The sequence below is a fragment of the Actinoplanes palleronii genome (assembly GCF_016862315.1).
GTDB lineage: Bacteria > Actinomycetota > Actinomycetes > Mycobacteriales > Micromonosporaceae > Actinoplanes > Actinoplanes palleronii.
Window position 1 is genome coordinate 1 of the sequence record NZ_BOMS01000063.1, and the last position, 11,384, is coordinate 11,384.

At 73.0% G+C, this 11,384-nt stretch carries 10 protein-coding genes; 3 read left to right on the plus strand and 7 right to left on the minus strand.

What is annotated here, in order from left to right:
- Positions 1–98: 98 nt before the first annotated feature.
- Positions 99–2,315 carry an FtsK/SpoIIIE domain-containing protein gene (locus Apa02nite_RS22730; protein WP_275412507.1) on the minus strand — a complete coding sequence of 739 codons (2,217 nt, stop codon included), beginning with the start codon at positions 2,313–2,315 and terminating at the stop codon, positions 99–101.
- A 119-nt stretch (positions 2,316–2,434) separates the two neighbouring features.
- Between Apa02nite_RS22730 and Apa02nite_RS22735 the strand changes: the two genes are divergently transcribed.
- Genes Apa02nite_RS22735 through Apa02nite_RS22745 form a run of 3 tightly spaced genes read left to right on the plus strand, consistent with a single transcriptional unit; the run spans position 2,435 to position 6,183 of the window.
- A complete protein-coding gene (locus Apa02nite_RS22735) occupies positions 2,435–3,790 on the plus strand; it encodes a hypothetical protein (RefSeq protein ID WP_203826783.1) in 1,356 nt (451 codons plus the stop codon).
- Positions 3,791–4,963: an AAA family ATPase gene (locus Apa02nite_RS22740; RefSeq protein WP_203826784.1), complete on the plus strand. Its 1,173-nt coding sequence runs from the start codon at positions 3,791–3,793 to the stop codon at positions 4,961–4,963.
- Positions 4,960–6,183 (plus strand): vWA domain-containing protein, encoded by a 1,224-nt coding sequence (locus Apa02nite_RS22745; RefSeq protein ID WP_203826785.1) that lies wholly within the window; start codon positions 4,960–4,962, stop codon positions 6,181–6,183. The genes Apa02nite_RS22740 and Apa02nite_RS22745 overlap by 4 nt, the downstream gene beginning before the upstream one ends.
- A gap of 167 nt (positions 6,184–6,350) precedes the next feature.
- On the opposite strand, the gene Apa02nite_RS22750 is transcribed toward Apa02nite_RS22745, so the two are convergent.
- The 6 genes from Apa02nite_RS22750 to Apa02nite_RS22775 all read right to left on the minus strand — a co-directional run bounded on the left by Apa02nite_RS22750 (position 6,351) and on the right by Apa02nite_RS22775 (position 11,088).
- Positions 6,351–7,379, minus strand: a complete 1,029-nt coding sequence (locus Apa02nite_RS22750; protein ID WP_239164488.1) for an intradiol ring-cleavage dioxygenase — start codon at positions 7,377–7,379, stop codon at positions 6,351–6,353.
- A gap of 241 nt (positions 7,380–7,620) precedes the next feature.
- A complete protein-coding gene (locus tag Apa02nite_RS22755) occupies positions 7,621–8,034 on the minus strand; it encodes a VOC family protein (RefSeq protein ID WP_203826787.1) in 414 nt (137 codons plus the stop codon).
- A gap of 216 nt (positions 8,035–8,250) precedes the next feature.
- Positions 8,251–8,421 (minus strand): hypothetical protein, encoded by a 171-nt coding sequence (locus Apa02nite_RS22760; RefSeq protein ID WP_203826788.1) that lies wholly within the window; start codon positions 8,419–8,421, stop codon positions 8,251–8,253.
- Positions 8,422–8,487: 66 nt separating this feature from the next.
- Entirely contained in the window at positions 8,488–9,006 is a 519-nt protein-coding gene (locus Apa02nite_RS22765; RefSeq protein WP_239164489.1) for an isochorismatase family protein, read from the minus strand.
- A 49-nt stretch (positions 9,007–9,055) separates the two neighbouring features.
- A complete protein-coding gene (locus Apa02nite_RS22770; RefSeq protein ID WP_239164490.1) occupies positions 9,056–9,688 on the minus strand; it encodes a DUF2238 domain-containing protein in 633 nt (210 codons plus the stop codon).
- A 35-nt stretch (positions 9,689–9,723) separates the two neighbouring features.
- Entirely contained in the window at positions 9,724–11,088 is a 1,365-nt protein-coding gene (locus tag Apa02nite_RS22775; RefSeq protein ID WP_203826789.1) for an FAD/NAD(P)-binding protein, read from the minus strand.
- Positions 11,089–11,384: the final 296 nt, after the last annotated feature.

The following is an 11,384-nucleotide window of genomic DNA, read 5'->3' on the forward strand; positions in this document are numbered from 1 at the left end:
CGTTTCGCGCCGAAAGTGCCCACGCAGCGTTGGGTGCGGCGCGCCGCGCGTCGACACGCACCCCGCAACCAGCCGCTGCGTGGGGAGTTCGGGTGACTTCAGGGGGTGCGGGGTGGGGACTGGCGGGTGATGTCGAGGGTGTGGTGGACGGTTTCGTGGAGGGTGTGGCGGGCGACCCAGAGCAGGGTTCGGGTGGCGGGGCTGGGCCAGTTGTAGGTTCCGGTGCGGGCCAGCTCGGCCGGGGTCAACGCCTCGACAGCAGCCGCCAGGGCCTCGGCGGCCTGGTCCAATTCGGTCAGGACGGTGTGTGGGTCCTGAGTGTTGTAGGCGTCCCGGACCGGGCGTTCGTCGCGGCCCATCGGCGTGAAGGACGGGTTGTCGACGGCCAGGGCCAAGGCCAGCCGGTCCCGCTGGACGCGGAGCATGTCGCGGACGTGGCAGGTGTATTCCAGTGCGGACCAGACGTCCGGGGCCGGGCGGCGGCGCAGGTCGGTGGCCGCGAGCAGGGCGGCGGCGAAGCGCGAACCGGTGGTGCGGAGCCGGGACGGCACCTCGGCCGGTGCGATGCTGCGATAGGTGAAGCCGCATTCCGCGCAGTGGTCGGTGTGGAGCGCGGCGAGCAGGTCGGCGTGCGGGGTCGCGGCGAGTTCGGGGCGGGTGGCCAGGAAGTGCAGGGCGCCGGCCGGGGTGCCCGGTGCCGGGACGATGCCGCGGCCGGGCTGGTCCGGCGGGACGGTGGCGGCGACCGCCGGGTCGATCGCGGACTCGGCCGGATCGGTGAGGCGCAGCTCCAGGCGGGACGCGAAATGCTCCGCGAAGCGGGGATCGAAATCGGACCAGCTCGCGGCGGTGGCGACGAGGTGAAGGCCACGGGCGGTACCGCGTTCGGCGATCTGCAGGAGCAGGTCGTGCCAGTCGGGGCGGGCGTCCCAGAACTCCGCCCAGCCGTCGATCATGAGCACCGTGTCGCCCTGCGGGTCGTCGAGACGGGCGTACAGATCACGCCGCGCGTCATCGGCCGCGATGGACACGTCGGCGGCCGGGCCCAGGACCCCGTGGACCAGGGGGAGCTGCCGGTAGTCGGCGGCGATCGAGGACGGGGCCAGGATGCGGACGTCCGGGGCGGTGTGTGACAGGGCCAGGGCGACGATCAGCGTACGAAGGAGGGTGGTTCTGCCGGAACCGGGAGCACCGACGATCGCGACGTTGCCGGCGGCCGGGAGCCAGATGATGTCGCGGCGGTGTTCGCGGGGCTTGTCGAGGATCGCGATCGGGACCTGCAGGGCGCCGTGCAGGGTGTGGTCGGCGAACCTCGGGGTTTGATCGGTATCGGTCATGACCGGCCCGGCTAGCTCGTCGAGGGTGGGTGCCTCGTCGAGCGGGGGCAGCCAGGTGCGGTGCGTCGGCGGCGGGCCGGTGGCGAGCGGCGCGGGCAGGCTGCCGGGCGCGACGGCAAAGCGGAACGGCAGCGGCCCCGCGGCGCCGGCGTCCGAGCCGGGACCGGTGGAAGGGAGACCGGAACCGGTGTGCGGGAGGTCGGGGTCGGTGTCCGGGAGGCCGGGGTCGGTGGACAGGCCGCCGGGGCCGCTGGAGAGGAAGCCGTGCCCGGGTGGCAGAGACCTGGCGGCGGGGGAGCCGAGCAGCAGGTCAGGGGCGCCGGGCAGGGCGATCCGGTAGCCGAAGTACGTGGTCAGGTCGTGCAGGCCGGCCTCGGTGAGCTCCGTGCCGGCGAGGAGCAGGTGGAGGCCGCGGGCCCGGCCGAGCCAGCCGATCCGGCGGAACAGGTCGAGCAGGGCCGGGCGGCCGGCGAGCAGGGCCGGGAAGCCGTGGCAGGCGAGGACCAGGGCCGGCATCGGCGGGTGGTTCGCGGTGAGCCGGAGGTATTCGCGGTGGCTGGAGCAGCCGGCCGCGACCAGCAGGCGTTTGCGGCGGGCCAGTTCGCCCTCGAGGACCTCGATCAGCCGGGGGAGCAGGTCGGGGCGGGCGCCGTCGAGCAGCACCGCGGTGTGCGGCAGCCGGTCCAGCGCGCCGAACGCCCCGGACTCCGCGTCCAGCAGCACGAACGTGACCTCGTCCGGGGAGTGTCCGGCGGCGAGACCGTGCACGACGGCCCGCAGCAGCTCGGCCGCGCCGGAGCCGGCGACCACGCCGTGCGGCCCGATGCCGCCGTCGGCTGCCTCGGTCAGGTCCAGGTGGACCGGCCCGCCGTCCGGCGCGTGGCCGATCACGACCCGCAGCCGCCCACTCGCTGACCTCTTTCGGTCTCGCCGATCGGACGCACCCGGCGGGGAAGCGGAGGACGTAAAGGGGAGCACATCGAGGACGGTAGTACAGAAATTTGTGGATGCCGGGCCCGCGCCGACCCGCTATGCTCCCTCGCGATGCTTACCTCACACGTCCGAGAGGGGGCCATGTCCACCCGAAGTGAGTGCTGATGCGCTCCCTCGTGGACGGCCACCACCCCCGTCTCCTCGCCTGGCACCACGTGCGGCAGTACGCCGTGCCGCCCTCCATGATCAAAACCGCCACCGCGCGCCGGCAGGCCGGTGACTGGGCCGGCGCGTGCGCCGCGGCCCGGGTCGATCCGGATCTGAACACCCGTTTCCTCGACGACCGGCACGGCCGTGCCCTGGCCGACGAGATCCGCACCGATCTGCTCCACCTCGCCCCGGACCTGCTGCGCTGGCACCTGCCCCGGATCAGAACCGGTCTGCTGCGCCCCGGCTTGACCCTCTCGCTGGTCCGCTACAGCCCGCGGCTGCACCTGGTCGCCCGCACCGCGCCGGCCTGGGCCGACGCCGACCAGCGGATCACCCTCGCGCTGTGGGACGGCTCCGCGGCGGCCGGCGCCACCCGACCGCACCGCCGGTTCCGCCTGGATCTGCACCGCCACCTCTGGGACGCCCGCCACGCCGCTGAGCTGCGCGAACGCTCCGGCGCGGCAACGTGGCCGGCGACCAAGGGCGAGACGGCCGACACGTGGGCCGAGGACGGCTGCGCCGCCCATCGGTGGGAGGCGGAGGCGGATCTCTTGCGGCAGGCGGAGGGCCGGCCGTCAGACCCCGTTCTGGTACGCCTGGACGCCCGCACCACCCACCTCCTACCCGCCCGAACAGCGCCGAGCACTACGGCCGCCGGCAAGGCGCTCGTCCTCCCCGACGCCGCCACCTGGATCCCGCCCGACCTCGAACTCCTGCACGCCGGCCTGATCGAACCCGGTCAGCTGCACCCCTTGGTCGCCGCGGCCCTGGCCCCCGGCGCCCCGCCCTCGACCGCACCCCGCCCCGACCAGCCCCGCCTGGTCGACTGCCGTGGCGACCAGCACCGCATCGCCCTGCGCGACGGCGTCCTGTCCGCTCTCGATCACGACCCGGTGGAGCTGCTCCGCGAGGAGATCCTGGTGGCGTTCGGCGGCACGCCGCTGCCCTGCCTGCAGGTGATCGACCGCGCGGCGCGGCGCCCGGAGACCCTCGTCGACATCCGGGCCCGCCTCGACCACGGCGACCTGTCCGGCGCCCTGGCCGCGGTCGCCGTGCTGCTCGGTCCGGACGCCGTGCTGCGCGACGGCCCGCTCCGCGACGAGCTCGCCCGGGTCGAGCAGCGGCACGTCACCTACCAGCAGTACCGGGCCGGGCTGATCGGCCCGCTCCCGGACAAGCCCGCCCGCAGGCGAAAGACCTGGACAAGCCCGCCCGCCGGCGAAACACCTGGACAAGCCCGCCCGCCCGCCGGCGAAAGACCCCGGCAAGCCCGTCCAAAAACCCCGACAAAGACAAAGGTGATCCGCTGAATGACTCTCGACATCGCTGCCGACCTGCTCGCCCTGCTCTCCGCCACCACCACCGAACCGCGCCCGGACACCCAGCTCGAAGCACTCACCCTGGCCGTCGCCGCCGACCTCCCGGTGCTGCTCTGGGGAGCGCCCGGCATCGGCAAGACCGCCGCCCTCACCCAGCTCGCCACGTCCCTGGACCTGCCGCTGACCACGGTGATCGCCAGCGTGCACGAGCCCACCGACTTCTCCGGCCTGCCGGTGATCGGTGACGACCCGGCCGTGCACGGCGTGCCGATGGCGCCGCCGGACTGGGCGGTCCGGCTGGTCAAGGCCGGTCGGGGCCTGCTCTTCCTGGACGAGCTGTCGACCGCGCCGCCCGCGGTGCAGGCCGCCCTGCTGCGGCTGGTGCTGGAACGCCGGGTCGGCGCGCTCACCCTGCCGCCCGGGGTACGGATCGTGGCGGCGGCCAACCCGCGCGGGTCGGCCGCCGACGGCTGGGAGCTGAGCGCGCCCCTGGCGAACCGGTTCGTGCACCTGCAGTGGACCTATGACCATGCGGTGGTGGTGCGCGGGCTCGGCGGGACGTGGCCGCGCTCGGCGCTGCCCCGGCTCGACCCGGCGCGGCTGGTCGACGCGGTGGCGTACGCCCGGCGCGCGGTCGGCGAGGTGCTGACCGCGCGGCCGAAGCTCGTGCACCAGCTGCCGCAGTCGGAGACCAAGCGTGGCGGGGCCTGGCCGTCGCCGCGCACCTGGGAGATGGCGGTGCGGCTGATCGCGTTCGGTACGGCCGCCGGCACGTCCCGTGAGGTGCTGTCGATGCTGGTCCGTGGCGTCGTCGGGGACGGTCCCGGGTTGGAGCTGCTGGCCGGGCTGGACCGGATGGACCTGCCCGACCCGGAGGCGCTGCTGGCCGACCCGGGCAACGCGGTGCTGCCGGAGCGCGGGGATCTTCGTCAGGCCGTACTCGACGGGGTTGTCGAAGCGGTCCGGAACAACGGCGGCCGGGAGCGGTGGGAGGCGGCCTGGGCCGTGCTGGTCCGTGCGCTCGACGGCGGCGCGCCGGACCTGCTGGTGGTGCCGGCCGGTGAGCTGGCGGCGTTGCGGCGCGACGACTGGCCGCTGCCGGCCGGGCTCGAACGGCTGGCCGGCGCGATGACCGTGGCCCAGCTGGCCGGAACGGGCCGATGACCGATATAGCTGATCTTGGCCGGAAAGAACTGGACACCGAGAAGCTCTACGCCGCCCGCCTCTACGCCGCGAAGGCCCGGCCCTACCTGGCGTCGGCGCTGTTCGCGCTGCACGTGGTGGACTCGCCACGGACGCCGACGATGGCGGTCGACCGGCACTGGCGCTGTTACGTCTCGCCGGCGTTCGTCGCGCACGCCCCGCTCGACGAGCTGGCCGCGGTCTGGGTGCACGAGGTCTCCCACCTGCTGCGCGACCACCACGGCCGCGGCGACCGGTACGTCGACAAGCACGGCCTGAACCGGGCCGGCGAACGGCTCCGGCTCAACATCGCCGCGGACTGCGAGATCAACGACGACGTGTACGGCGACGGCCTGCCGTACCCGTCCGGGGCGGTGCACCCCGACCACCTGCGGTTGCCGGCCGGGCTGCTGATGGAGGACTACCTGCCGCGGTTCGGGCTGGGCCGGTTCACCGACGGGTACGCGTGGCTGGACTGCGGCAGTGGCGCGGACGGTGGTGACCGGGTGTGGGATCTCGGCCCGGACGGCGCGCACGGGCTGAGCGAGCACGAGCGCGATGCGGTGCGCTACCGGGTGGCGCAGGCCATCGACGGGCAGCCCGGCACCGCGCCGAAGGGCTGGCAGCGCTGGGCGGAACGGGCGTTCCATCCGCCGCAGCCGTGGCGCGAGCTGCTGGGCGCGGCGGTGCGCTCGGCGTCCGCGTCGGCCGGTGCGGGTGACGATTACACGTACGGAAGACCGGCTCGCCGCGCCGCCGCCCTGCCGCGAGTGATCCTGCCGGCCTTGCGCCGTAACCCACCCCGGGTCTGCGTCGTGATCGACACCTCGGGTTCGGTGAGCGACGAGGAGCTGGGCACCGCCCTGCTGGAAGTGGCCGCGATCGGCCGGGCGGTCGGCGGGCGGCGCGACCTGGTCGGGGTGGTCTCGTGTGACGCGGCAGCCGGGGTGGCGCACCCGCTGTGCCAGGCCGAGGGCATCCCGCTGATCGGTGGCGGGGGCACCGATCTGCGGGCCGGGTTCGCTCAGGCGCTGCGGACCAGACCGGACGTGATCGTGGCACTGACCGACGGCTGGACGCCGTGGCCGGAGGCGCCGCCGCCGTGCCGGACCGTGGTGGGCCTCTTCTACCGAGATCCGAAAAAGTCGGACGTGGAGCTACGACGGCCACCGGATTGGGCCCGGACGGTCACGATCGGCTGATCTACGCGAAACGCGAATCTTGCGCATATTGCTTGGAGCCGGGCGTGGGGACTTTGGGTGCGGAGCGCACCTGAACTTCACACGCCAGGACGCCGACGACCCCGGGCGGGTGGGGAACGGCCGAGGGGCCGGGTCGCTCCCCACCCGTAATCAGGCGCGCGCCGGGGTCAGGACGCGGCGCTCGGCGCGGCGCCGGCCGGTGCGCCGGACGGCGGGGTGCCGCCCGGGCCGCCACCGGGTGCGCCGGACGGGGGAGCGCCGCCCGGGCCGCCACCGCCGGGAGCGCCGCTCGGCGGGGTGCCGCCGGGCTGGCCGCCGCCCGCCGGGGCCGCGCCGGCGGCCGGCGTGGTGCCGGTGTCCATGCCGACCGCGAGCGACACCGCGTATCCGCTGGTCACGTCGCCGGTCGCGGTGCCGAGCTGGCTGGCGCCGGCGTCGTCACCGAAGACGTTGTCGTTCTGCAGGGTCACCTGGGCGAGGTTGGTGACCGAGGCTTCGTACCCCTTCTCCTGGTAGACGACGTCGCAGACGTCCTTCGGCAGCGCCACCTGGGAGGTCGCGATCGCCTTCGTGGAGTCGGCGATGTCGGCCTGGCTGGGGAACACCTCGAAGTGGATGTGCGGCCACCGGCCGGTGTAGCAGGCCGGGAAGATGCTGGTGAACTTCACCTTGCCGTCCGCGTCGGCGATCTGCACACCGCGCAGGTAGTTCTCCTTGGTCAGCCCGTCGGAGTACATCGAATACCCACCGGCGCGGTCGCAGTGCCACACGTAGACGGCGACGCCGGCGAACGCGGCGCCGCTCTTCGCCAGGTCCTTGATGGTCAGCTCCAGGGTCATCGGCACCCCCTCGGCGGTGGTCGTCGCGTCGCCGAAGCTGGACCGGATGTCACTGCGGACGATCCCGGTCTCCTCGAGGACGTCCGGCCCGTTCGACCCGTCACCCGGGTACGGCCCGGCGGTCTCGTCCGGGATCTCCCCGGACGACGTCGAAGCACTGGCGGTGGCCGTGGGCGTGGCACTGCCGGACTTGCCGTCGCTGCACGCCGCGAGCCCGAGAGTGGCCGCGCCGATGCCGAACGCGCGCAACACCTGGCGGCGGCCCATGAGGGTGCCGAGGTCGAAGCCGAGGCCCTGGTCGAACACCTCCTCATCGGGTTTCGGAAGGAGGCGCCCCTGATACGACGGTTGTTTCACTGGTCCTCCTGTCGGCCGGCGACGGGTGTCGCCGATCCGGTTTGCTGTGCCGGTTTCCGGCGGCCCCAGGATGGCGTCGTTCCTGGTCCGCCGTGATCGCGAAGGAATCCCGCCGGATTCGTTCTCGCTCGCCGGTAATACAAACATTGGAGGCTATGAACGACCTGTGGCTTTAACCTCGAATGGACGACGCTGATTGTCAACAATTCTGCGGACAAGTATTCGGAAAGGGAAAACGCATTCAGGCGGCCACACAGAACTCGTTCCCCTCCGGGTCGGCCATCGTCACGTGATGCCCGTCGTAGGTCGCCAGCACCCGCCCGCCGGCCGCCCGCAGCTCCTCGGCCTTGGCCAGGATCCGCGGCCACGGCTCGCCGTGCTTACCGACCCGGACGTCGAGGTGCAGCCGGTTCTTCGCCACCTTCGGCTCGGGCACCTCGAGGAAACTCAGCCGCGGCCCGGCCCCGTCCGGGTCGTGCAGCCAGGCGCCGCCGCCCTCGTCCTCGGCCGGCTCCCCGAACGACGCCGCCCACGCGGCCCGCGTGGTGAACGGCGCAGGCGGCGGCTCGTCCACATAACCCAGCGCGACCTTCCAGAACCCCGCCAGCTCCTCGGCCCGCACACAGTCGAACGTCAGATCCACCCGCAGCACCACCACGAACTCCTTTCCTCACCGACCCCGCCATCCTCCACCCGGGGTCCGACAAAAATGGGGTCCGGCGGAATCACCGCAGCGGCATTCCGGCCCACGGATCGTCAGCTGCCGCCGGGGCGCAATCCGGCAGGCAGCACGTCAGATGAACCCGCGCCCAAGGATCACTTTCGGGCCGCGAGCGCAGCATCGGATGCAACGCGGTGATCCGGAACAGGCTCACCGCGTCCTCAGCAGCGAGGCCGCCGTCCGTCGCCGCTCCAGCCCGCCGACGGTGGAAACGGCGGTGAGATCGGGCAACAGGTCGTCGAGCGTCGCCCGGCCCAGCGCCACCAGCGCCCGCAACCCCGCATACCGGCGTGCCGAGCCGTGCGGGGCCGCGCGCACCACGTCCCGGGGTGTCCTGCCAGGCCGCGTCCAGTTTCGCCGCGATCCGGGTGAGCTGATCAGACTCGGTTACTCGAGGCGTTTCAGGATCTTTGCGGTGGTGACCACCTCGCCGAAGCGGGGCAGCACCACCGTCAGCGCGTGCTCATGCTCCTGCGCCGTCATCCCGCTCATCGCGTCGGACGCGAACACCACCTCGAAGCCGAGATCGGCCGCCGCCCGCGCCGTCGACTCCACCCCCATCGTGGTCGCGATCCCGGCCATCACCACCGTCTGCACCCCGCGCTCGCGCAGGGCGGCCTCCAGCCCGGTCCGGGAGAACGCCCCGACCGTCTGTTTCACCACCTCGATGTCCCCGGCCTGCGGCGTCATCTCCGGCACGAACCCGCTGCCCGGTGGCTGCTCGGACACGTCCGGGCGCTCGACGCGGACCAGCGCCACCACGCCACCGGCCGCCCGGAACGCCGTGGCCAGCGACAACGACCGTGCCACCACCGCCGCACCGGCATGCGGCCCCAGGGCGCGGGACACGATCCGGGGCATCAGGTCGATCACGATCAGCGCACTGCGCGCGGCCTCGACAGTCACGCCAGGAGCCTACAAAGAAGGTCCGACAAGAACAGCCCGGCGCAGGTGATCACCGAGGCTCCGGCTGCCGGCAGAGGAGCCGGAGTGAGGCGACCGCAACCCCCAGCAGCGCCCCGGCCGTGGCGATCGCCATGTCCTTCTGCGCATCCCACACGTCGCCCTGCTGGCCGTTGTAGGCCTCGGCCGTGCCCGGCGACAACGTCATCGCGATCGCCCATTCGAGCAGCTCGTAGAGCGCGCTCGTGGACAGCACCACCTCCACCGCCGCCACCGCCGACCAGCGGACGCCACGCCCCGCTCCGCGGAACCGGGCGAACAGCACCGGGCCGAAACAGAGCCCGTAGGACAGGTGCACCAGCCGGTCGAAGTTGTTGCGCCGCCAGCCGAACACCTCGTTGAGCCGCACCCCGAACAACTGCTCGGTCCAGTCGTCGTAGGGCACGAACGAGTACATCCACCGCGCCGCGACCGAGTGCACCACCAAAAAGATCAAAATCAACAGAAATGAGGGGTACGGCAGGGGCTGCCGGCGCTGCACCAGCAGCAGAGCCACCAGCCCCACGACGGTCAGCGAGTGGTGCATGGCCTGTTCGGCCGGGTGCGGAGGGTGCCACCAGGTGGCCGTCACCACGAGCAGGAAGACGCCCAGCGTCCATCGATGCGCGAGCGGGAGCGTGGGCACCCGCGCACTGTACGCACCGGCGTCGATGCCCCCGGCTATCGCACCGGGCTCTCGACGTTCGTGGTGGTGAGCGCGGCCACCAGCCGGTCCACCTGACCGCGGATCTCCGGTACGGCGGTCGTCTCCCACGTGTGGCCGCGCCGCAGCGGGCCGACCAGCCACAGGCCGGGCTGGATCCGGCCGTCCGGGTCGGTGTCGACGCCGAGGCCGTACGGGCCGGGGCGGACGGTGCCGTCCTGGAACAGCCCGTTCAGGAACGGATCGGCGGAGCCGGGCAGCGCGCCCGGCCCGGTACACGAGATGACCACGGCGTACCGGCGCGGCGCGGCACCCTCGATCTCGACGAGCAGCCCACCACGCGGGTCCGGCTCGACCGACCGCAGCCGACCGGCCGAGAACCGCAGCGTGCCCTGCTCCTGCAACTCCGCGATGCGCGCCGCGACCGGCGGGGCCATCCGGTGCCGGTGCACGTCCCAGAACCGGACCACGTGCCGCAGGAACCGCTCCCGGTCACCGTCGCTGAACTCGGCCCAGAGCCGGTCCGCGCGGTGCCGCAGGGTGTCCACCACCGCGACCCAGTCGGCGCCGCCGGCGATCGCCAGCCGGACCCGGCTCAGCAGCTGGCGCAGCGTGAGCGCGCCGTCCAGCAGCAGGTCGGGGTGGGCGGACGACGGGGGCAACTGGGGGTGCGCCAGCGGGTGCAGGCCACGGCGGGAGATCGCCTCGATCGGGCCGCGGTGACCGGCCTCGGTCAGGCTCAGCGCCACGTCGACGGCGGTCAGGCCGGTGCCGAGCAGCAGGACCGGCTCGTCGGCGGCCGGTTTCGGGTAGGCCGACCACGGGTCGGTGACCAGGTGCGGGCTGGCGTAGGCGGCGTCGCTGATGCCGGGGAGCCGCTGCTGGCGCGGGTTGCCGACGGCGAGGATGACCTGCTCGGCGCGGACCGGGCCGGCGTCGGTGTAGACCACGTACCCGTCGGCGTCGCGGCGCAGCGCGGTGGCGGTCGCGACGTGGTGCCACAGCCGGCCGCCGGACTCCTCGAGGGTCTCGGCGAACTGGTCGGCGAGGTAGTCGCCGTAGAGGCTGCGGGGCAGGAAGTCGGTGCCCTCGACGGCGTCGCCGCGATCGCGGCACCAGCGGACCAGGTGCATCGGGTCGTCCGGGCAGATGCTCATCGAGCCGGCCCGGGCGTTCAGGATGTGCCACGGCTCGGCCGCGCCGTAGGCGACACCGCGCCCGGGTGACGGATCCGGCGCGATCAGGACGACGTGCCGGTCCATGTGGCGGATCAGCAAGTGGGCCAGCAGCGCTCCGCTGGCGCCCCCGCCGACGATCGCGATGGTGCGGCTGGTGACGGCGTCCCGACTGGCGGTCACCGCCACTTCGACGAGGCTCGACATTTTACTCTCCCGCAGGTCGGTGCTCCGGCAAGCAAACCACAAAACCCACCGGTTTTGTAGGTTAAGTGGTCGCGCGCCGCAGAGTTTACGGTGCGGCCACATCCGCGACGTGAATCCTCGTCCGTGCGATGGAACACCGTGCCCGAACGTGGTCGAACGGGCAGGTCCGCCACTGCTCGCGACGCTTCTGGATCACTGCGTCGAGCGCATCGGTGAACCGGCCGGGAACCCGCGCCGTTCCGGCTGACTTGGCCGTCCCGCGATCCCGGCTGGTCGTCAGGGGTGCCTCAACCCGG

What these genes read in the sequence shown, in the direction of transcription:
- Apa02nite_RS22740 (WP_203826784.1), top strand. Translation starts at nt 3,791, where the DNA reads ATGACTCTCGACATCGCTGCCGACCTGCTCGCCCTGCTCTCCGCCACC.
- Apa02nite_RS22775 (WP_203826789.1), bottom strand. Translation starts at nt 11,088, where the DNA reads ATGTCGAGCCTCGTCGAAGTGGCGGTGACCGCCAGTCGGGACGCCGTC.
- Apa02nite_RS22745 (WP_203826785.1), top strand. Translation starts at nt 4,960, where the DNA reads ATGACCGATATAGCTGATCTTGGCCGGAAAGAACTGGACACCGAGAAG.
- Apa02nite_RS22735 (WP_203826783.1), top strand. Translation starts at nt 2,435, where the DNA reads ATGCGCTCCCTCGTGGACGGCCACCACCCCCGTCTCCTCGCCTGGCAC.